Genomic DNA, 20,947 nt, shown 5'->3' on the forward strand with positions numbered 1-20,947 from the left:
TCGGCGCCCGCTCAGCGCCGTCCGTTCGGTCCATCCCACTCGTGGTTCTCGCCCTCGCCGCGCTGGCTCGGACGACCCGGCTCCTCGTAGCCGCCGTTGTCGTAGCCGCCGTGCTCGTGGCCGGAACCGCCCGGCTGCGGGCTGCTCCACGGCTGGTAGCCGTGCCTGGCCTCGCCCTGGCCACCCCAGCCGCCGCCGTAGCTCGGCTGCCCGGCGGGCTGCTGCGGTTCCTCCCGCGGCGGCCAGCCCGGCGCCGACCAACCGGCCGGGGCGCCGTAGTCCGGACGCGAGCCGTGTGTGCCCCCTTGGCGCGGGTACGCCTGGGTGGGCGCGTGCGGACTCGGATAGCCACCGGCCGCGGGCTGGCTCGGGTAGCCGTACTGCGGCTCGGGCTGACGGTCACCCTGCTGCGGATAACCGTTGGCGGGCACGGCCTCTCGCTTGGCGGCGGCCAGCGAAGGCGGCACCGGCTCCGGCGGCCAGGACTCGCCGCGCTCGGCGGCCAGCTCGCCCGGCGTCTTCACCGGCGGCTTGTCCGAGGGGACGCGCTCGCCGAAGTCGTTGAACGCGGTGATCCTCGGGCGCTTCTCCACCGCGGCCAGCAGCTCCTCGAGATCCTTGCGATGCAGGGTCTCGCGCTCCAGCAGCGCGGTGGCCAGCACGTCGAGCACGTCCCGGTACTCGTTCAGAATCGCCCACGCCTCGGTGTGCGCGGCCTCGATGAGGTTGCGCACCTCCTCGTCGATCTCGCGGGCGACCTCGTGCGAGTAGTCCGAGCCCATGCCCATGGACCGGCCGAGGAACGGGTCGCCCTGCTCCTGGCCGTAGCGGACCGCGCCGAGGCGCGCGCTCATGCCGTACTCGGTGACCATCGCGCGAGCGATCTTGGTGGCCTGGTCGATATCGGAGGACGCGCCCGTGGTCGGCTCGTGGAACACCAGCTCCTCGGCCGCGCGGCCGCCCATCGCCATGACCAGGCGGGCGATCATCTCCGAGCGGGTCATCAGGCCCTTGTCGTCCTCGGGCACCGTCATGGCGTGGCCGCCGGTGCGACCGCGGGCCAGGATGGTGACCTTGTAGACCGGCTCGATGTCGGGCATCGCCCAGGCCGCGAGGGTGTGGCCGCCCTCGTGGTAGGCGGTGATCTTCTTCTCGTGCTCGCTGATGACGCGGCTCTTGCGGCGCGGGCCGCCGATCACGCGATCGACCGACTCCTCCAGCGCCTCGCCCGTGATGACCGCGCCGTTCTCGCGCGCGGTGAGCAGCGCGGCCTCGTTGATGACGTTCGCCAGATCCGCGCCGGACATGCCGACGGTCCGCTTGGCCAGACCGTCCAGATCGGCCTCGGTCGAGATCGGCTTGCCCTGCGAGTGCACCCGCAGGATCGCGCGGCGGCCCGCCAGGTCGGGGTTGCCGACCGGGATCTGCCGGTCGAAGCGGCCGGGACGCAGCAGCGCGGGGTCCAGGATGTCGGGACGGTTGGTGGCGGCGATCAGGATGATGCCGGTGCGGTCGCCGAAGCCGTCCATCTCGACGAGCAGCTGGTTCAGCGTCTGCTCGCGCTCGTCGTGACCACCGCCGAGGCCCGCGCCGCGCTGGCGGCCGACCGCGTCGATCTCGTCGACGAAGATGATGCACGGGCTGTTCTGCTTGGCCTGCTCGAACAGGTCGCGCACGCGGGAGGCGCCGACACCGACGAACATCTCGACGAAGTCCGAGCCGGAGATGGTGAAGAAGGGCACACCCGCCTCGCCGGCGACGGCACGCGCCAGCAGCGTCTTACCGGTGCCGGGCGGACCGTAGAGCAGAACGCCCTTGGGGATCTTCGCGCCGAGCGTCTGGTAACGCACCGGGTTCTGCAGGAAGTCCTTGATCTCGTAGAGCTCTTCGACGGCCTCGTCGGCGCCCGCGACGTCGGCGAACGTGGTCTTGGGCATATCCTTGGACAGCTGCTTGGCCTTCGATTTACCGAAGCCCATCATGCCGCCGCGACCACCGCCCTGCATCCGGGCCATCACGAAGATGAACAGGCCGAGCAGGATCACCATCGGCAGCACGAACAGCAGGATCTGGGTGAACCAGCTCTCCTGCTTGACCACGGTGTTGTACGGGGCGCCCGACTTCTGCACGGCGTCGAAGATCTGCGCCGAGGTCTCGCTGCCGCCCGGGAACTTCGCGATGATCTTGTTCTGGCCGTCGGTCGCGTCGTTACCGTTGTTCAGCTCGATCCGCAGCTGCTGCTCGCGGTCGTCGATCTGGACGTTCTTGACGTTGCCCTTGTCGTTCAGCTGGCTCAACGCCACCGAGGTGTCGACGCTCTTCCAGCCGCGCGTGTCATTGCCGAAATAGCTGAACGCATAGATCACGAGCAGGATGCCCGAGACTATGGCCAGGGTGCGGAACACTGTCTTGCGGTTCATAGAGCGTAGGCCGGGCGGCCAGTCCTTTCCGGTGTCTCCGGGTTCTGCCTAGCGAAACGTCGGGCGCGTCGTGATGCATTCCGCCCGGTCCTACCCGATTCCGGGAGGGTTCGGATGCGGACAAGCCACGTTACCGCGTACGGTCTACTCGATACATCGCGCAGTTCGGCAGTTGGTGCAGTTCGACAGGTAAACGGTCGGAGGACGACGGTGGTTCCCGATTCCTCGCTCCGGTTTACCTCGAGTGGTCACAATCATGGCATGTTCGGCCTATCGTGAGCGACGACACATGACATCGCGGCACCGGCGACGGGCGTCCATGCGACGGCTCTGGGTATCCGGTGACGGCACACAACTGAACACGGCAGCAGCGCGAGCGACGGGCAACGATGCGGTGGCTCGCGTACCACTGAAGGCCCACGGCAGCGCCGCGAACCAGACGCGAGCGGCGCGCGAGCGATCGGCACGGAGGCGGTGGCTCGCACGAACGCGAAGAGCCACGACCGCCGCCCGTCCGACAAGAGCGCAGGGGGTATGGACATAGTCGAGCTACGGACACCCACAGCGATTGTGCGCCACGGTCGCGGACGGCTGATCGTCCTGCGGCCGGGCAGCGAGGGCGAGCGCGTCCTCGATGTGCCGGTCACCGATCTGCTCAAAGTTCGGCTCAACAGGCGCGCGGACGACGCCGTCGTCATCGAGATCTACCTGCGCTATCCCACCCCGGTGCTCACCGGCGTGCCCGCCGACCGGACCCCGCTTCCGGTGCTCATCGCCGAGCACGACGTGCCCGCCGCGAGCGAGATCGTGGAGCGGATCAACGATCAGATCATGGCCGCCCAGCGCATCGACGTCGCCGCACCCGATCTGAACCCGCCCGCGCCGACCTGGACGAAGGCCGGTCCGACGCGCGCGGACGTGGAGCGCGCGGTGCGCAGGATGGCGCCGCGCCGCGAGGCCAAGCCGGCGATAGCCGCACTGCATCGTTACGTGACGGCCGACGAGTACGTCCTGGAGACCGCAGTCACCGTGGCGCACCCGCCCGCGGGCAACGGCCCCGGCCTGCTCGCCGTCACCACCGGACGGCTGCTGTTCATCTCGATCGGCCCCGGCGAGCGGTACGCGCACGAGCTGCCGATCCCCGCGGTGCTGTGGGCCAGGTCCACCGAGGGCGCGCCGACCGCGCCCGGCGAGATCGGCGCGCGCGGCGAGACCAGCGTTGACGTGCACGACGGCAACATCACCCTGCGTTTCACCGGCACCGATCGCGCCGACACCGAGCGGGTCGCCTGCGCGGTGAACTTCGCGGTCCGCCGCGATTCCGCGGACGGTGCCGCCGGACCCGCGGATCCCGGTGTGGCGCAGCTGTATTCGGAGTGGGAGCTGCTCGTCGAGCGGCATTCGCTCGGCATGGTCGACGACGGCCAGTTCCAGCGCTACGGGCGCGGGATCCTGCGCTCGCTACCGGATTCCGTCGCGACTCCTTGACGTCGCGCGGCGGCCGGCTCGCGCAACGGCAGAAGCCTGTGAACAGCGACCCCATGCAGCGGCAAGGAACTGGCGCGGCGGGAGCACACCGTGAGCAGCGGTAGCAGGCTCGGCAGTCGGTATCCTCGCGCGGAGGCAGCACCCTGGCGCAGCGCAGGAAACGCCACACGCAGCAGCCACGAATCGCGCGGCGGGGCCCGGACGCCGCTGCGCCGGGACGGATCGATCAGCCCTGATCCGGGCCCTTGTCGTTCAGCGCGATGCGGCGCCACGGGCTGGTGGGGCGGGTCCAGAGGCGGAGTAGTTCCATGCGACGGTCGACGCCGCCGTTCTTGAGTTCGGCGAGGTCTTCGCAGGCCTGCCAGTAGGTCCAGCCGGTGAGGTAGGCGTCGCCGAATTGGCGCCAGTTGCGGTATTTGCGCTGGGCCAGCGGCAGCGCCCGCATCAGATAACCCCAGGCAACGTCGGCTTCCAGGTAACCGGCCGTGAACGCCATCCTGGCGACCGCGACGACGCGGGCCAGATCCCAGGCGTGGATGTCGCTCGGCAGCGGACGGGCCAGATGCTCGGTGAAGCCGATCTTGATGGCCTGCGACCAGATGTCGTAGTCGCGGACCAGCGCCTCCGGGTTGTCCATACCGCGGAACGCGCCGACCTGGCGCAGGAACGCGCGGTGCCGGTCGGCGCGCTCGCCGAAGCGGTCGCGCTCGCTGGCGTTGATCGAGGCCATGACGAGCGGGTGCACCATCGCGTAGAGGGGGGCGTGCATGCCGTCCAGCAACTGCTCCATCGAGGCCTGCGCCTCGGTGCCGTCGGTGATGCCCCACGCTCCGGTCAGGGTGTCGATGGCCAGCTCCTTGCGGTCGCCGAGCGGATGCTCACGCTCGGGTCCGAGCAGCAGGGCGTCGTGGAACGCGTCCCAACGGGCCGAGTAGAAGCCGCCGAGCGCCAGAGCGCGCAGCTCGTCGTCGGATATCGCGGCCCCGGACCAGTGGTCCTCCTCCCGCTTGTCGAGCTCTTCGTAGGGGAAGGTCGTCAACGTTGGTATACCGCGGGCAGGCATGTCTCCGATTGTTCACCATGCGGCGTCCGGCGACCGTGCTTATCGCCGACACGTCCACGAGTTCACGGCCGATTTTCAGGTCCCTCGTTCCTTGGCCTGCCGCATCGGCGGGTGGAGAGCTAATGTGCACGCATGTGTAAGAGCATCACCGTCCTGCGTGGCCTGGAGCCTGCCGCTACCGAGCAGGAAATCTATGCTGCCGCACTGCAGTACGTGCGCAAGGTCGGTGGCGTGTCCGGCCTCAGCAGCACGACCAAAGCGGCCGTCGACAAGGCCGTGGCGACCATCGCGGCGGCGACGACGACCCTGCTCGCCGAGCTGCCGGACACCACGATCTCGCCGTCCACCGAACCGCCGGTGCGGCGGGCCGAGGTGGACTGAGCGAATTCAGACCCCGTAGGCGTCGACGCAGGCGAGCGCCACCTCCAGCGGCAGACTGCGCTGCTCGATCGGATGGCCGAGCAGTTCCTCGATCCGCTGGATCCGGTAGCGGACGGTGTTCTTGTGCACGCCGAGCAGCTTCGCCGTGGCCTCCGGGCTGCGGTGATTGGCCAGGTAGGCGTGCAAGGTCCGGCGTAAACGGACGGCGTTCGCGTCGGCGCCTGCCAGCTCGCGCAGTTCGCGGCGGATCAGGCCGCGCATCGCCGTCTCGTCGGTTCCGGCGAGGTAGGCGATCTCGACGTCGCGATAGGCGGTGACGCGCGAACCATTGCCGGGTGCGAGCTCGGCGACGTGCCGGGCCGCGACCGCCTCGCGGTGGCTCGCGCGGAAGCCGCCCGCCCGCGCCGCGGGCACTCCGAAAGCGACCCGCACCGGGGCATCGACGTGCGCGGCGAGCAGCCGCTCGAGCCGGCCCGGCGCGGCGAGGTCGGCGGCGTGCGCCGCGTCCTCGAGGCCGATCCACGCCCACATACCGCTGGCTCCGGACGGCACGGTGAGCAGCCGGGCGCCGCCGAGTTCCGCGGCCACCCGCCCGGCCGCGCGGTCGAGCAGCCCGGTCGACTCGCCGTCGCCGCCGGGTTCGGACGCGTCGGTCCACAGGACGAAGGCGAGGTGCTGCTGCGCGAGCCGGTAGCCGAGCCGGATCGAGGCCTGGTCGCCGTCCATCTCCTCGCCGGCCAGCAGCGCGTGCACCGTCTCGGTGCGGCGGTTCAGCGCCGCGCGCAGCACTCGCTCGCGCTCCTCCATATAGGTGTCGGTGAGGAGTTCCACCGACATGCTGACCCACTTGGTCGACCGGTCGAACAGCCGCAACATGACGGCGCGCTCGATCTCCTGCGGCACGTCGCGCTGCTCGACGGCGTCGGTCATGTAGTCGAGCACCGCCTCCATGCCCACGTGGTAGGTGCGAAGCAGCAGGCGCAGATCGAAGCCGCGCCGCGCGATGGTGCGCGCGAAGGCGTGCGCTTCCTCGGGGATCGCCAATTCGAAGGTGTCGCTGGTCAATCCGCTCAGCATGGTCCTGGCGTGGGCGCGCGTGCTGGCGGCGAGGTCGCGGCTCATGTCGCGATCGGCCAGCTCGGGGACACGCGCGACGATCGCGTTGTCGAGCCGGTCCACCACCTGCTCCAGCGTCTCGGTGCGCATCGTCTCGAAGACGTAGTCGGCCAGCCAGTCGCGCACCACCGCGCTGTTCGGCCCGATGCGGCCCGCCGATTCGGCCGCGCCGCTTTGTACTTTCGACACAATCAGACCCGATCCACTTGACAAAATGGGCCAAGAAACTCCCCCGCCATTGTGTCACGATCATAGTTCAGTGAGCTGATTCACAGCGCCGGTGCGGCTCGGCAGCGAGCACCGCGGCGCGCACGAGGCAGTGGGAGAACAGCAGTGACCAACACCGAGTCCGCGCCGAGCGCGGCGAAGAAGGCGTCCGCGCGCAAACCGGCCGCCAAGAAAGACGCGCCGACCGTCATCGAGGTGCGCAATCCCGGCACCGGCCAGATCGTCGGCACGGTGCCCGCGCAGAGCGCCGACGAGGTCGCGGCCACGGTGCGCGAACTGCGGCTCTACCAGCCGGAGTGGGAGGCCATCGGCCCCGACGGCCGCAAGGAATGGCTGCTGAAACTGCAGGACTGGCTGATCGACAACACCGAGCACCTCGCCGACGTGCTCCAGTCGGAGACCTCCAAGCCGCGCGCCGACGCCCTGATCGATCCGTCCTTCGGGGCCGACCTGATCGGCTACTACGCCCGCCGCGCGGCCAAGTTCCTCGCCGACGACCACCCGTCGCCGCACAGCCCGCTGGCGCGGGTCAAGAAGCTCACCACCGCCTACCGCCCGTACCCGGTGGTCGGCGTGATCACCCCGTGGAACTTCCCGCTGGCCATGCCGGTGATGGATGTGATCCCGGCGCTGGCCGCGGGGGCGGCGGTGGTTCTCAAGCCGTCCGAGGTGACCCCGTTGTCCGCGCTCGAACTGGCGCGGGGCTGGCGCGAGATCGGCGCGCCGCCGGTGTTCGAGGTGGTCACCGGTGCGAGCGAGACCGGCGCGGCGGTGGTCGGCAATGCCGATTACATCCAGTTCACCGGGTCCACCGCCACCGGCCGCAAGATCGCGGCGGCCTGCGTCGAGCGGATGATTCCGTACAGCCTCGAGCTCGGCGGCAAGGATCCGGCCATCGTGCTCGCCGACGCCGACATCGATCGCGCCGCGCACGGCATCGCCTTCGGTGGCATGTTCAACGCGGGCCAGGTCTGCATCTCGGTGGAGCGCGTGTACGTCGAGGCGCCGGTCTACGACGAGTTCGTCGCCAAGCTCACCGCCAACGTCAAGGCGCTGCGCCAGGGCATCGACGGCCGCGAGCTGAAGCACGACGTGGGCGCGCTGGCCAACGAGAACCAGGTCGACATCGTGCAGCGCCACGTCGAGGAGGCGGTCGCGGCGGGCGCCAAGGTGCTCACCGGCGGCAAGCGTACCGGTCAGGGCACGTTCTTCGAGCCGACGGTGCTCGTCGACGTGGATCACAGCATGTCGTGCGTCGCCGAGGAGACCTTCGGCCCGACGCTGCCGGTGATGAAGGTGGCCGACGAGGCCGAGGCGATCCGGCTGGCCAACGACTCCGTCTACGGTCTTTCTGCCTCGGTGTGGACCGGCGACAAGGACCGCGGCGAGCGCATCGCCCGCCAGTTGAACGCGGGCGCGGTCAACATCAACGACGTCTTCGCCAACCTGTTCAGCTACGCCCTGCCGATGGGCGGCTGGGGTCTCTCCGGTGTCGGCGCGCGCTGGGGCGGCGCCAACGGCGTGCGCAAGTACTGCCGCCAGCAGGCGATCACCAAGCCGATCGTGCCGACCCTGCAGAAGGAACTGTTCTGGTACCCGTACCAGAACGCCAAGCTGCTCACCGCGCTCGGCGCCATGCGCGCCGCGGGCGCGCGCGGGCTGCGCCGCATCGACATCCCCGCATTGCTGAAACTCAAGGGAGACAACAAGTGACCGACCCGGCGAAGATCCGAGGCAAAGTCGTCGTCATCACCGGCGGCGCCCGCGGCATCGGCCTGGCCACCGCCACCGCGTTGCATGCGCTCGGCGCCAAGATCGCGATCGGCGACGTCGACGAGACCACCGTCAAGGAGTCCGGATCCGCGCGCGACTTCGAGCTGTACGGCAAGCTCGACGTCACCGACGCGACCTCGTTCGAGTCCTTCCTCGACGAGGTCGAGCGCACCGTCGGCCCGATCGACGTGCTGATAAACAACGCAGGCATCATGCCGACCGGCAAGCTGGTCGACGAGCCGGATCAGATCACCCGCCGGATCCTGGACATCAACGTCTACGGCGTGATCCTCGGCTCCAAGCTGGCGCTGGCCAGGATGCTGCCGCGCCGCAGCGGGCACGTCATCAACATCGCCTCGCTCGCCGGTGAGACGCACATCCCCGGCCTGGCCACCTACAACGCGAGCAAGCACGCGGTGCTCGGCTTCACCGACACCCTGCGCGAGGAGTACCGCGACTCCGGCGTGCGCTTCTCCTCGGTGCTGCCGACGCTGACCAACACCGAACTGGGCTCCGGCGTGACGGCGCCGAAGCTGCTGCGCCCCGCCGAGCCGGAGGAGATCGCCGACGCGATCGTCGGGCTGATCGAGACGCCGAGGTCGAAGGTCAGGGTCACCGCGGTGGCCGGAATCGTTTCCCAGGTCGTCGGCCTGCTTCCGCAGGCGATCGGCGACGGTATCGCGCGGGCGCTCGGCGCGAGCCACGCGTTCCTCGACGACGTCGACGCGGAGAAGCGCAAGGCCTACGAGGAGCGCGCCAGAAGCATCTGAGGTACCCCCGGGCGGGTCAGAAGGCGCTGTGATCGCGGTTTGCCGCCGATCACAGCGCCTTCGTCGTGTGTGCCCGATGTCGCACCCCGGTTGGCACCTGGTGGCAGTTGCCGTCACTCGACGTATGCCGGTACCGAACCAATTTGTGACCAAAGTCACTCTTTTCGCCCGTAACAAGATCTGGCCGCTCAGCGAAGGGTTTCTGTTCGATCACTGGGTTTGCGACTCGTACCCGCCCACCAGCCCGCAGATCACGGGTCTGTAACATAAGCCCTGGTCAATCGACCAAAGAATACGGGCGACAGCAAAGCCGAGGCGGGTGCCGGAAATTCGCCGAGCCGATGGTGCAGACGACCAAGTCAGGCAATATGCTGTCCCTAACAAACCTGCCGACTGTTTCGGTGCCCGTATCCAAACTTTCCGGCCTGATAAGGCTGGAAATTGAGGACTGATTCTGATAGCAAGGGGCTATGGACCCGCATTTGCGCGACCTGCGGTATTTCGTCGCCGTCGCTGAGGAACTGCATTTCACCAACGCCGCTCAGCGGCTGCACATCGCACAACCCACCCTGTCGCGTCAGATCCGGCAGCTGGAACGCCAGCTCGACGTGGTCCTGTTCGACCGCAACCAGCGCAGCGTCGCGCTGACCGTCGCGGGCAAGGAGTTGCTCGAAGGCGCCCGCAAGATCCTGGAGCTCTGGGAGGTCACCAACGTCTCGCTGCAGGAGGCGGGCGAGGTGCTGCGCGTCGGCATCCAGTCCGCGCTCGGGCGCGGGCTGCTCAACGATCTGGAGAGCGCGAGCGGCCACCGCTTGGCACTGCACGCCGCCTCCTGGACCGACCCGTCCAGCGGTCTCGCGGGCAGGCAGGCCGACCTGGCCCTGGTCTGGCTGCCGCTGCCCGACCCGAACCGGTACCGCTGGGAAGTCCTGCGCACCGAGCCGCGCTGGGTGCTGCTCCCCGAGAACCACCCGCTGGCCGATCAGGACAGCATCGACTTCGCCGACCTGCTCGACGAGCCGTTCATCGCGCTGCCCTCTGAAGCGGGCGCGGTGCGCGACTTCTGGCTCGGCAACGACGCGCGCAACGGCCGTCAGCCCAAGATCGGCGCGGAAGCGGCGACGCCGGAAGACAAGCTCGAGGCCGTGAGCCTCGGCCTCGGTGTCTGCCTGCTCGCCGAGAACAACGTGCCGATGTACCGCTGGCCGGGTCTCACCGCGCGACCGCTGACGGGACTCGCACCGTGCGAACTCGCCGTCGCGTGGCGGGCCGACGACACCCGTCCGACCATCCTGGAGTTCGCGGCCCGCGCCGTCGAGGGTGGCTTCGCCACCCAGCAGCCGCTGGCCAGCTGAGCGGTTCCCGGCGCACCGTCAGCGCACGGTGCGCCGCCAGGGGTGCAGCTGTTCGAGTTGCGCGGAAAGCCGCAGCACGGTGGTCTCGCTGCCGGGCGGACCGGCCAGCTGGGCGGCGACGGGGGTGTCCGAGTAGGGATGCGTGCCCATCGGCACGGAGGCGGCGGGCCAGCCGACCAGATTCCAGATCGGCGTGAACGGGGAGAAGCGGAAGCCGGTGAGCACATTGGCGAGCCAGCCCCTGCGGTGCCAGGCCCGCGCCCGCGGAGGCGGAGTGGCCAACGTGGGCGTGATCACCACGTCGTAGTCTTCGAAGAATTCGAGCAACCGGGCTTCGATCCGGTCTACCTGTGCGGCGCGCACCAGCCCGAGCCGCTGGACGAAGCGGCCGATCGCCAGATGACGGCGGGTGCGCGGTTGCAGACGTTCGGGATGAGCGAGGGTGGCGGCCTCGGGCAGCGCCACCGTCAGCCAGCGGACCAGCAACGCGAACACGGCGTTGCCGTACGGCAGCGCTGTCGTCTCCACCCGGTGTCCCGCGGCGGCCGCGACGGCCGCGGCCTTGTGCGCGGCGGCGGCCCAGTGCGGGTCGACGCGGACGAACCGGGAGGGTGGGGTGACGGCCAGCGCGATGCGTAGTCGGCCCGGTGGTTCCAGCTCGGCTAGGTCCGGGCGGCCGGCCATGACCGATAGCGCGAGCGCGGCATCGCCGACGGTCGTCGCCAGGACGCCGTTCTCCACCATGCCGCCCCAGGAGTCCAGGCCGACGTCCGAGGGCACGGTGTGCCTGCCCGGTTTGATGCCGTAGACGCCGCAGGCGGCCGCCGGAATGCGCACCGAGCCGAGTCCGTCGTTGCCGTGCGCCACCGGGACGAATCCGGCCGCGACCGCCGCGGCCGCGCCGCCGGAGGAGCCGCCCGCGCTGCGCTTGACGTTCCACGGGTTCCTGGTGACGCGGTGCTCGTCGTCGGTCATCGCCCAGAGCCCCAGCTCGGGCACGGTGGTGAGCCCGATGACGACCGCGCCCGCGTCGCGCAGCCTGCGCACCACCGGGTGGTCGGCCGTGGCCGGGCCGGTGTCGGTCGCCGCCGAACCGCACAGCACCGTCTCGCCGGTCACCGGGATGTTGTGTTTGATCGCCACCGGCACACCCGCCATCGGCAGCGCGTCCAGATCCGGCCGCTGTTCCAGCGCGATGGCCTCGGCGACCGCGCGCTTGGCGCGCACCACGCTGAACGCGTTGGTCGTAGCGTCCTCGGCGGCGACGAGTTCGATGGTCGCGTCGACGACCTCGGTCGGTGTCAGCGAGCCCTCGCGCACACCGGCGGCGATGGTCACCGCGGGACCACGCGGCGACTCCGCTTGCCCCTCGGCGGGCGGTCCCCCTCGCTCGCTCTCGCCCATGGGTGCCTCCCGGGCGGACAATGGTTCGGTACTCGTGGTTTCGGTGATCGCGGCCAAGCCTTCCGCCACCGCCGTAGCCTTGTTGTGCATGTGCTGATTCGCCCCCGTCGCATCGTTGTCGAAATCGGGTGATCCGCTGTTGTGGCGCAAGTTATCATTCCCGATACTGCTCGGGGGACGATGACGTCGGGTGTGGCGGATTTTATCCGGTGCAGCCACCGACCGACCAGTGCGGATTTCCTGAACGCCGCCACAGCTAGTAGGTCCGAGAATGAGTGCCGACTCCGATAGAAATACCCGCCCGGACGCGGCTTCCGACTCCGAGCCCGGCGGCCAGTTGCTCAGATCCGAGCTCGTCGCGGTCGAGGCCTTCGCCGCGGCGTGGGCCGCCGCGAGCAACATCGCCCCAGATGAGGGCCCCGGACCCCTACCGGAGATCACGGCGTTCCTGCCCGACGCGCGCACCCTGCGCCGTGAGGCGCTGATCGAACTGATCCGGGTGGATATGCGGCACCGATGGCTGCGCAAGCCAGCGCTCGGAGCGCGCCGCGCGGAAACGCGTCCGCCCGCGCCGCGGCGCAAACGATTGGCCGAATACTGCGCCGAATTCCCCGAGCTCGAACGCGAGAACATACCGGCCGGTTTGGTGTACGAGGAATTCGTCGTCCGGCGCCAGAGCGGCGAGCGCGTCGACCCGCGGGAATGTCTGCGCGAATATCCGAACCAGGCGGCCGAGTTACGCGGTCTGCTGAATGCCGACGAGGTCGATCAGAGCACCCGCCGAACCCCGCCCGAGGCCCTCGACGACTCCACCCGGCCCTCGATTGACGAGACCAGCTCGGCCGACCTCGACGAGACGCGCCAGTCCCCGACCGACGAATCCACCCGCGCCGCGTCCGACGGAACCGTGCCCGCGAACGGCCCCGACCAGACCTCCGGGCTGAACCGAACCACGGCGTCCGTTCGTGGTACGGAGGTGAACCACACGGCGGAGGCTACGAGAGCCGCCGATCTGGGCGGAACCGAAACCGCGATCGGCACAACGATGGGTACCGGACCTGGTCGCCTCGACCCGCTGGACCGCATCGAGATCGGTCAGCGCGTCGACGACTTCGACCTGCTGACCGGTCTGGGCAGCGGCGCCTTCGCCCGGGTCTTCCTGGCCAGGCAGCGGTCCATGCAGCGGCTGGTCGCGGTGAAGATCTCCGCCGACCACGGCACCGAGCCGCAGACCTTGGCCCAGCTGGATCACGACTACATCGTGCGGGTCTTCGATCAGCGCCTGCTCGACGCCGGCGAGGTGGGCGGAGCCGCGCGGCGGTTGCGCCTGCTCTACATGCAGTTCCTGCCCGGCGGCACGCTGCTCGGCGTGCTGCGCTGGGTGCGGGCCACCCCACCGGAGGAACGCAGCGGCCAGCTGCTGCTGGACGCGGTGGACGCGGCGATGGAGGAGAAGGGCGAGATCCGGCCGACCGATTCCAGCGTGCGCGCCGAGATCGCCGCGCTGAGCTGGCCGGAGACCGTCGCGTGGCTGGGCCGCAGGCTGGCCGAGGCGCTGGACTACGCCTCCGCGCACGGCGTGCTGCACCGCGACGTGAAGCCGGCCAACGTGCTGCTCACCGCCGAGGCCGTGCCCAAGCTGGCCGATTTCAACATCAGCTTCAGCCGCAACGTGGAGGGCACCAGCCCGGTCGCCTACTTCGGCGGCTCCCTGGCCTACATGTCGCCCGAACAGCTGGAGGCCTGCCACCCCGGCCGCATCCGCTCCGCCGCCGACCTCGACACCCGCTCGGACATCTTCTCGCTCGGCGTGGTGCTGTGGGAGCTGCTCACCGGCGCGAAGCCCTACGACGACAGCACCGCGGGCGCGGGTCAGCGCGGCGACGACACCACGTTGGAAGCGATGCTGGAGCGGCGCGCCGTCGGCGTCGACGCCGCGGCACTGGCACGGGTACCGAAGGACTGCCCGGCCGCGCTGCGCCGGGTGCTGCTGACCTGCCTGCGGCCCGAGCGCAGCGAGCGCTGGTCGAACGGCGCGACACTGGCCAAACAGCTCGATCTCTGCCTGGACGAACGAGCGCGCGGCCTGGTCGACCCGAAACCGGGCAGCTGGCGGGAGCGGCTCCAGCCCTACATCCTCCCGGTGATGGTGGTGGCCATCGCCGTGCCGAACATGCTGGCCTCGATCTACAACATCCAGCACAACCAGAACCTGATCGTCGACCGCATGCCCGAGGACGCGCAACGCACGTTCCTGATCCTCACCAGCGCGGTGAACGCGGTGTTCTTCCCCATCGGGTTCTTCACGATCATCTACTCGATGCGCTACATGCTGCGGGTGACCAGGGGACTTCGCCGGGGCAAACGCTACGACCCGGACACGCTGAACCGCGCCAGAACCGACACGCTGCTGCTCGGCGAGCGGGCGGTGGCCATCCCGTTCATGCTGTGGGTGCTCGCCGCGCTGACCTTCCCCATCGTCATGGAGCTCTCCACCGGCGACGTCACCGGGCGCGACGTCGTGCACTTCATGGCCTCGCTGGTGGTCTGCGGCGCGATCGCGGCGTCGTACCCGTTCTTCCTGGCGACCTTCTACCTGATCCGCTGCATCTACCCGATCTTCCTGCGGCACGGTGACATCTGCCCCGAGGACGCGAGCAGACTGCGCGGGCTCGACCGGCGCTGCAACCTGTACCTCGCGATCGCGGCCTCGGTGCCGCTGCTCGCGGTGGCGGGCGTGACCTTCCTGCCGCCCGACGACATCCCCATGGTGATCGTGGCGGTGCGGGTGCTCTGCGCGGGCGCCATCATCGCCTTCGTCGGGTCCTATCTGCTGTTCCGCTCGCTCGAGGCCGACCTGCGCGCGCTGGAACGGGTCGTCGCCAGCGGCGAGACCGGCCCGCAGCAGGGTGCGCAAAGCCGCGCACACCGGTACGACAACCGGCCGCGCGCGGCCGCGGAGCGTCCATGACCGTTACGCATGCCGACCCGGTCGCCCGCTTCACCACCGCTTGGCAGCACTGCCTGCGCGCCGCCCGGGACAGCCCGCCGCGCCTGGCGGACTATGTGCCCGACGGCACCGTTGTCCGGGCCGGGGTGCTCGCCGACCTGGTCCGTATCGATCTGCGGCACCGCTGGGGCGGCCGCGGACCCGCGAAGCGCATCGCCGACTATCGCGCGGAGTTTCCCGAGGTGGACGCGAGCCCGGAGCTGGTCGATCTGGTCTGCGAGGAGTTCCTCGCTCGCCGCGGCCGCGGCCCGCTCCCGCTGGAGGAGTTCCTCGCCGAGTACCCCGAACTCGCCGAGGCGGTGCGCGACCGGCTCACCGGCGACCACGGCCACGCGGGAGTGGTGCGCGTCGATCGCGACCTCACCGAACTCGCACCCGGCCAGCGGGTCGACGATTTCGACCTGCGGACCGAGCTCGGCCGCGGCCGCAACGGGCGGGTGTTCCTGGCCAGGCAGCTGTCCATGCAGCGGGTGGTCGCGGTACGGGTCGCGGTGGCGGGCGGGGCGGATCCGCAGCCGATGGTCCAGCTCGATCACCCCCATATCGTCCGCGTCTTCGACGAGCGGGTGCTCACCTCGGGTGGCGAGATCGGCAGCCTCGTCTACATGCAGTACCTGCCCGGCGGCACCGCGGCGGAGTTGTTGCGGCGTCGTCGCGCAGCGGGCGAGGGAGCGGGCGGCGCGCTGTTGCTCGGCGCGCTGGACGCCGCGACCGAGGCGAAAGGCGAGATCCGGCCGGCGGATTCCCTGGTGCGCGCCGAGATCGCCACGCTGAGCTGGCCGGAGACGGTGGCGTGGATCGGGCGCCGCCTCGCCGACGCGCTCGGTTACGCCGACCGCCACGGCATCGCCCACCACGCCATCGACCCGGCCAACGTCCTGTTCACCAGCGAGGGCATACCCAAGCTCGCCGACTTCGCACCCGGCGACGGAACCTCGACACCGCCCGATTCGCCCACCGCGCTGCGTGATTGGCTCGCGTACCGCTCCCCCGAACAGCTCGCCGCCGCGCTCGACCCCGACGCCCCCGCGCCGGACACCCGAAGCGATCTCTACGCGCTCGGCGTCCTGCTGTGGGAACTGCTGACGGGCACGCGGCCTTTTACCGAGGATCCGCCGACCGTGGCGGAGGCGCTGCGCGAACGCCGCGCGGGCGTGCCTGCGGCGGCGCTCGCGACGCTGCCCGCCGACTGCCCGCCCGCACTGCGCCGCGTCCTGCTGACCTGTCTCGATCCCGATCCGGGGCGGCGCTGGCCGAACGGCACGGTGCTGGCCGAACAGCTGGACCTGTGCCTCGACCCGCGCGCCCGCGACCTGGTCGACCCGCCGGAGCGCAGCTGGCGGGTGCGGCTGCGCCCGTGGCGGGTGGTGCTGATCAGTCTGGCCATCGCGGTGCCCAACATCCTGGCCTCGATCTACAACATCGACCACAACAACATGCTCATGCACAGCAGGCAGTCCGAGCAGACGCAGCGGCAGTTCGAGATCTACTCGGTGATCGTCAACGGCTTCGGCTTCGCCTTCGGCACGGTGGCGCTGGTCTACCTGGCCAGGTACCTGATCACGGTGCCGCACGGATTGGCCGCGGGCGTCCGTTACGACGAGGGCGTGCTGCGCAAGGCTCGGGCCTCGGCGGTGCGGCTCGGTGACTGGGCGGCGCTGATCATCTTCTCCCTGTGGCTGGTCTCCGGCCTCGTCTATCCGCTCGCGCTGCGCGGCACCTCCGACGTGGTATCCCCGAGCGACTACGCGCATTTCGTGGTCCTGCACACCGTCTCGGGCGTCGTGGCACTGACGTATCCGTTCCTGCTGACGAACTTCTACATCGTCCGGTGCGTGTACCCGATGTTCTTGGGGCAGGGCGGAATCGAGCCATCCGAGGCGGCCGAGCTGCGCGCACTGCGCCGTCGCAGCGGCCTGTATCTGGTGCTCGCCGCGTCGATTCCGCTCATCGCGGTCGCGGGTTCGACCCTGTTGCCTCCGCCGGACCTCGCCAAAATCATCGTCACACTGCGGATAATGTGCATCGCGAGCATCGTCGCCTTCGTCGTGGTCTACCTGATGTTCCGTGCCATGGAACAGGATCTGGACGCGCTACGGCGACGGGCGGGTTAACCTACTCGGGAGCGCGATGAAGTCACCGTTCGGCAGGCTGGTCAGCCTGTCGCATGTGCACGATGCGGCGACGACGCCGATCTTCCCCGGCGACCCGGAGTTCCGGACCGATATCGTCGCCACCGTCGCCAACGACGGGTACTACCTGCGGTACATCCAGCAGGGCGAGCACACCGGAACGCATTGGGGCGCGCCGATTCACTTTCACGCCGATGGGCTGGCCGCCGACGAGCTGGACCTGGCCGATCTGCTGTTGCCCGTGGTGAAGATCGATGTGCGCGAGCGGTGCGCGGCGGACCGCGATTACGCCGTCACCGTGGAGGATCTGCGGCGCTGGGAGTCGCGGCACGGCCGCATCCCGGACGGCGCGGCGGTGATCGCGTGGACCGGGTGGGACGCCAAGTGGGGCGGCCCGGATTTCATCGGCGTCGACGAATCGGCCGGTCGCCAGCCCGGATTCGCGGTCGAGACGGTGGAGTGGCTGTTGCGCACCGGACGGCTCGGCAGGCGCGGCGCGCTTGGCATCGACACCTTCGGGCCCGATGTGGGCACCGACGACTCGTACACGGTGTCCAAGCTGCTCTACCGAGAGCACCGGATCAGCTTGGAGTGCCTGGCGAATCTGGCCGAGCTGCCCGCGACGGGTGCGTGGGTGCTGGTCGGCGGGCCGCTCTATCGGGGTGGGTCGGGCTCGCCCGCAACGATTTTCGCGTTGCTGCCCTGAGTCGTCGGGGCCGATGCCCTAGGACCCGCCGTAGACCTTCGGGTCGAGGGTGCCGATGTAGGGCAGGTCGCGGTAGCGCTCGGCGTAGTCGAGGCCGTAGCCGACGACGAACTCGTTGGGGATGTCGAAGCCCACGTGGGCCACGTCGACGTGGGTGCGCAGCGCGTCCGGCTTGCGTAGCAGGGTGACAACCTCGAGCGAGGCCGGGTTGCGGGTGGACAGGTTGCGCTTCAGCCAGGAGAGGGTCAGGCCGGAGTCGATGATGTCCTCGACGATCAGCACGTTGCGGCCCGCGATGTCCTTGTCCAGGTCCTTCATGATCCGCACCACGCCCGAGGAGGAGGTGGACGAGCCGTAGGAGGAGACGGCCATGAATTCCATCTGGGTCGGGATGGGCAGCGCCTTGGCCAGATCGGTCATGAAGAAGATCGCGCCCTTGAGCACGCCGACCAGCAGCAGGTCGCCTTCCGGCGCGTCGGCCGGATAGCGCTTGGCGATCAGCTCGGCGAGCTCCTGCGTCTTGGCGGCGATTTGTTCCTCGGTGATCAGCACCGACGCGATGTCGTCCCCGTACACGTCAGTTGGTTTCCCTTCCTGTGCGCCGCTGGTTTCGATCGATCCCGCTCGGCATCAGTCACTGCGCAGACATCTGTCGTGTCCACGCAGTGTCAGCCTGCCATGTTCGCGCGCGGCAACCAACCTCGTGTCCGGTGACCCGCCGCCGACGGCCACCCCTCCCTGCCCGCGCCACGCCGTGACCAGCGCGTCCACCGCCCGTAAATGCTTGTCGGTCAGGGCTTTCGCTCCGCTTTGCAGCAGCCAGGAGCGGATCGCCCTGCGGCGTAGCGCGGCGGGCGCAGTGGCGAGCATCTCGATCGAGAGCGCCGCCTCATCATCGGCGGCGCCGGGACCGTCGGCGGCGGGTGCGGGCACCTTCGCGGCCTCCAGCAACTCGTCGGCAAGCACGTCCAGCAGCGCGCCGTCCTCGCGCAGTTGCTCGGCGGTGCGGGCGAGCGCGGCCGCGACGCCGCCACCGAGTACTTCCTCGAGCAGCGGCAACGCCTCGGTGCGCAGCCGGACCCTGGTGAATTCGGGCGACAGGTTGTGCGGGTCCTCGTGCGGGGTACGGCCGAGATCGGCGCACATCTGGCGGGTCGTGGCCCGGCGGACGCCGAGCAGGGGCCTGCCCCACGGTTCGGCGTAGGCCGCCATGCCCTGGATCGAGCGTCCGCCGGAACCGCGGGCGAGTCCGAGCAGCACGGTCTCGGCCTGATCGTCGAGGGTGTGGCCGAGCAAGACGGGCGCGCCGTGGCGGGCGGCGTCCAACGCCGCGTACCTGGCCGTGCGCGCCGCCGCCTCCAAGCCGCCTTCGGTGCCGACGTCCACCGCGAGCACGCGGGCCGATCGGCAGCCGAGCGCGAGGGCCGCGGCGGCCGCGTCCGCCGCCACCTGCCCCGAGCCTTCTTGCAGGCGATGGTCGACGACCAGCGCGTCGACGTGCCGGATCTCGACGACCGCCGCGGCCGTCAGAGCCAGCGAGTCCGCCCCACCGGACAGGCCCACCGCTACCGAAGCGCCCTGGGCCAGATACTCCCCCGCCCAGGCCCGCACCGCACGCCTGACCTCGAGCACCGCCGCGGTCTCCGGCAACCTCCGCGGCCCACCCGAACCAGCGCCGCCCGCAGTCGCACCACTGCCCGTGGCCGCCTCGCGCTGCCCGGGCGTCGCTCGCACCGCACCGCCCATACCGAGGACACTACCGACGTCCCCCGCCTCCGATGCCACGACCGGATCAGGTGACCCGCGAATCCGGCGCGCCGCTCGGCGCGCCGACACCGACCGTGCTCGGCAGCGCAGGGAGCCGAGTCGTCGGCCCACCGCGCGCTGTGCGTTTCGCCGCCGCGTCGGTGTGGATAGTCCGCGTGCCGAAAGCGGCTCCGCGATGATCCGCGCTACAGGTCGCCGTAGTCCGCTCAGCCCAGTACGCGGGCGATCCAGCGGTCCGGATTGTCGATCTCGTCCGGCCGGGGCAGCGTCTCGGGATTCGACCACACGACGTTGAAGCGCTCCATGCCGACGCGGCCGACGACGTGGTCGACGAACGCCTTGCCGCGGATGTATTGCGCGACCTTCGCGTCCACACCGAGCAGGGCGCGCAGGATTCGCTGCACCGGGTTGGTCGGGCGCTTGCGGCGCTTGTCGAAGGCCGCGCGGATCTGCTCGACCGTCGGGATGACGGTGGGGCCGACGGCGTCCATCACATGGTCGGCGTGGCCTTCGAGCAGGGTGCCCAGCATGAGCAGCCGGTCGAGGGCCTCGCGCTGCGGTTGCGCCTGGGTGGCGCGCAGCAGACCGACGACGCCGCGGGTGGCCGGATCGTCGGACGCGGTGCCGCGGCGGCGGTCGCGCAGCTCGTCGACCAAACGGGTCAGCATGTCGGTCAGCGGTTCGTCGCCGACCTCGGAAAGGACGTCGACGTTGCCGCGCATGTAGTCGGCCAGCCAGGGCGCGGAGGAGAACTGCACCCGGTGGGTCACCTCGTGCAGGCACACCCAGAGCCGGAAGTCGCTGGGCGGGACGCCGAGCGCGCGCTCGACGGCCATGATGTTCGGCGCGACCAGCAGCAACGTGCCGTCCTGCCCGGTGAACGGGTCGTACTGGCCGAGGATGGCAGTGGAGAGGAACGCCAGCATCGCGCCGGCCTGCACGCCCGCGGGCTTCCCCGCGAAGGCGCCGCGGCCATGCGGATCGCCGCCGGTTCCGGTGAGCAGGGCCATGGATTCGGCGGCCGCGCCGATCCAGCCGGGCCGGTCGACGATGCGCGCCGCGGGCACGGGCTGGTCGTCGAGCAGTCCGCTCACCTCGCGAACCGGTCCCTCGGCCCGCACCGACGCCTCGGCCAGCTCGGTGACCACCTGCTCGGCCGAGTACCGCGAGGTGCGCGGACCCGCGGGCACCAGGGCCGCCCCGGTGCGCGCGGCCAACCGCCAGTCGACGGCGCCGGACAGGCCGGAGCGACGTCGCGCCTTGCCGTCCGATGCCGGATCGGCGACGGCGGATTCGCGTGTCTTGTCAGCGCCTTCGATCATGGTCAACCACCC

Annotated in this window: 15 protein-coding genes; 8 read left to right on the top strand and 7 right to left on the bottom strand. The window is 70.1% G+C overall.

Going from position 1 to position 20,947, the window contains the following annotated elements:
* Nucleotides 1-11 precede the first annotated feature (11 nt).
* Nucleotides 12-2,420 carry an ATP-dependent zinc metalloprotease FtsH gene (ftsH, locus tag FB390_RS03805; RefSeq protein WP_141807702.1) on the bottom strand — a complete coding sequence of 803 codons (2,409 nt, stop codon included), beginning with the start codon at nucleotides 2,418-2,420 and terminating at the stop codon, nucleotides 12-14.
* A 474-nt stretch (nucleotides 2,421-2,894) separates the two neighbouring features.
* On the opposite strand from ftsH, the gene FB390_RS03810 reads away from it, so the two are divergent.
* The gene (locus FB390_RS03810) at nucleotides 2,895-3,908 is read left to right on the top strand and encodes a hypothetical protein (RefSeq protein WP_246123837.1); all 1,014 of its coding nucleotides are present in this window, start codon (nucleotides 2,895-2,897) and stop codon (nucleotides 3,906-3,908) included.
* Nucleotides 3,909-4,134: 226 nt separating this feature from the next.
* On the opposite strand, the gene FB390_RS03815 is transcribed toward FB390_RS03810, so the two are convergent.
* Nucleotides 4,135-4,971: a DUF1266 domain-containing protein gene (locus FB390_RS03815; RefSeq protein WP_141807703.1), complete on the bottom strand. Its 837-nt coding sequence runs from the start codon at nucleotides 4,969-4,971 to the stop codon at nucleotides 4,135-4,137.
* 132 nt (nucleotides 4,972-5,103) lie between these two features.
* Here FB390_RS03815 and FB390_RS03820 point away from each other — a divergent pair, with 132 nt between their 5' ends.
* Nucleotides 5,104-5,352, top strand: coding sequence for a DUF2277 domain-containing protein (locus FB390_RS03820; protein ID WP_141807704.1), 249 nt, complete (start codon nucleotides 5,104-5,106; stop codon nucleotides 5,350-5,352).
* Between the two features lie 6 nt (nucleotides 5,353-5,358).
* Here FB390_RS03820 and FB390_RS03825 read toward each other — a convergent pair whose 3' ends face one another.
* On the bottom strand, nucleotides 5,359-6,657 hold the full coding sequence (locus FB390_RS03825; RefSeq protein ID WP_246123838.1) for a PucR family transcriptional regulator: 1,299 nt from the start codon (nucleotides 6,655-6,657) through the stop codon (nucleotides 5,359-5,361).
* 144 nt (nucleotides 6,658-6,801) lie between these two features.
* On the opposite strand from FB390_RS03825, the gene FB390_RS03830 reads away from it, so the two are divergent.
* The 3 genes from FB390_RS03830 (at nucleotide 6,802) to FB390_RS03840 (ending at nucleotide 10,594) form a co-directional block, all read left to right on the top strand.
* The gene (locus FB390_RS03830; RefSeq protein WP_141807705.1) at nucleotides 6,802-8,409 is read left to right on the top strand and encodes an aldehyde dehydrogenase family protein; all 1,608 of its coding nucleotides are present in this window, start codon (nucleotides 6,802-6,804) and stop codon (nucleotides 8,407-8,409) included.
* Nucleotides 8,406-9,239 carry an SDR family oxidoreductase gene (locus tag FB390_RS03835; RefSeq protein WP_141807706.1) on the top strand — a complete coding sequence of 278 codons (834 nt, stop codon included), beginning with the start codon at nucleotides 8,406-8,408 and terminating at the stop codon, nucleotides 9,237-9,239. The genes FB390_RS03830 and FB390_RS03835 overlap by 4 nt, the downstream gene beginning before the upstream one ends.
* A 470-nt stretch (nucleotides 9,240-9,709) precedes the next feature.
* Nucleotides 9,710-10,594, top strand: coding sequence for a LysR family transcriptional regulator (locus FB390_RS03840; RefSeq protein ID WP_141807707.1), 885 nt, complete (start codon nucleotides 9,710-9,712; stop codon nucleotides 10,592-10,594).
* Between the two features lie 18 nt (nucleotides 10,595-10,612).
* Here the strand turns inward: FB390_RS03840 and FB390_RS03845 are convergent, their stop codons facing one another.
* Nucleotides 10,613-11,998 carry an amidase gene (locus FB390_RS03845; RefSeq protein WP_246123839.1) on the bottom strand — a complete coding sequence of 462 codons (1,386 nt, stop codon included), beginning with the start codon at nucleotides 11,996-11,998 and terminating at the stop codon, nucleotides 10,613-10,615.
* 271 nt (nucleotides 11,999-12,269) lie between these two features.
* Between FB390_RS03845 and FB390_RS03850 the strand changes: the two genes are divergently transcribed.
* The 3 genes from FB390_RS03850 to FB390_RS03860 are packed head-to-tail and all read left to right on the top strand — an operon-like array spanning nucleotide 12,270 to nucleotide 17,846.
* Complete coding sequence (locus tag FB390_RS03850; protein WP_141807709.1) at nucleotides 12,270-14,969, top strand: serine/threonine-protein kinase; 2,700 nt, start codon at nucleotides 12,270-12,272, stop codon at nucleotides 14,967-14,969.
* Complete coding sequence (locus tag FB390_RS03855; protein ID WP_141807710.1) at nucleotides 14,966-17,122, top strand: serine/threonine protein kinase; 2,157 nt, start codon at nucleotides 14,966-14,968, stop codon at nucleotides 17,120-17,122. The genes FB390_RS03850 and FB390_RS03855 overlap by 4 nt, the downstream gene beginning before the upstream one ends.
* 16 nt (nucleotides 17,123-17,138) lie before the next feature.
* On the top strand, nucleotides 17,139-17,846 hold the full coding sequence (locus FB390_RS03860; RefSeq protein WP_141807711.1) for a cyclase family protein: 708 nt from the start codon (nucleotides 17,139-17,141) through the stop codon (nucleotides 17,844-17,846).
* Between the two features lie 18 nt (nucleotides 17,847-17,864).
* On the opposite strand, the gene hpt is transcribed toward FB390_RS03860, so the two are convergent.
* The 3 genes from hpt to FB390_RS03875 form a co-directional block, all read right to left on the bottom strand.
* Complete coding sequence (gene hpt / locus FB390_RS03865) at nucleotides 17,865-18,422, bottom strand: hypoxanthine phosphoribosyltransferase (RefSeq protein ID WP_141807712.1); 558 nt, start codon at nucleotides 18,420-18,422, stop codon at nucleotides 17,865-17,867.
* A gap of 54 nt (nucleotides 18,423-18,476) precedes the next feature.
* Entirely contained in the window at nucleotides 18,477-19,592 is a 1,116-nt protein-coding gene (tilS, locus tag FB390_RS03870) for a tRNA lysidine(34) synthetase TilS (protein WP_141807713.1), read from the bottom strand.
* Nucleotides 19,593-19,819: 227 nt separating this feature from the next.
* Nucleotides 19,820-20,935: a zinc-dependent metalloprotease gene (locus FB390_RS03875; RefSeq protein ID WP_141807714.1), complete on the bottom strand. Its 1,116-nt coding sequence runs from the start codon at nucleotides 20,933-20,935 to the stop codon at nucleotides 19,820-19,822.
* Nucleotides 20,936-20,947: the final 12 nt, after the last annotated feature.

It is taken from the genome of Nocardia bhagyanarayanae (genome assembly GCF_006716565.1).
GTDB classification, from domain to species: domain Bacteria; phylum Actinomycetota; class Actinomycetes; order Mycobacteriales; family Mycobacteriaceae; genus Nocardia; species Nocardia bhagyanarayanae.

Coding starts and splice junctions, on each gene's coding strand:
- ftsH (WP_141807702.1), bottom strand. CDS start 2,420: ATGAACCGCAAGACAGTGTTCCGCACCCTGGCCATAGTCTCGGGCATC.
- FB390_RS03815 (WP_141807703.1), bottom strand. CDS start 4,971: ATGCCTGCCCGCGGTATACCAACGTTGACGACCTTCCCCTACGAAGAG.
- FB390_RS03820 (WP_141807704.1), top strand. CDS start 5,104: ATGTGTAAGAGCATCACCGTCCTGCGTGGCCTGGAGCCTGCCGCTACC.
- FB390_RS03840 (WP_141807707.1), top strand. CDS start 9,710: ATGGACCCGCATTTGCGCGACCTGCGGTATTTCGTCGCCGTCGCTGAG.
- FB390_RS03845 (WP_246123839.1), bottom strand. CDS start 11,998: ATGGGCGAGAGCGAGCGAGGGGGACCGCCCGCCGAGGGGCAAGCGGAG.
- FB390_RS03850 (WP_141807709.1), top strand. CDS start 12,270: ATGAGTGCCGACTCCGATAGAAATACCCGCCCGGACGCGGCTTCCGAC.
- FB390_RS03855 (WP_141807710.1), top strand. CDS start 14,966: ATGACCGTTACGCATGCCGACCCGGTCGCCCGCTTCACCACCGCTTGG.
- FB390_RS03860 (WP_141807711.1), top strand. CDS start 17,139: ATGAAGTCACCGTTCGGCAGGCTGGTCAGCCTGTCGCATGTGCACGAT.
- tilS (WP_141807713.1), bottom strand. CDS start 19,592: ATGGGCGGTGCGGTGCGAGCGACGCCCGGGCAGCGCGAGGCGGCCACG.
- FB390_RS03875 (WP_141807714.1), bottom strand. CDS start 20,935: ATGATCGAAGGCGCTGACAAGACACGCGAATCCGCCGTCGCCGATCCG.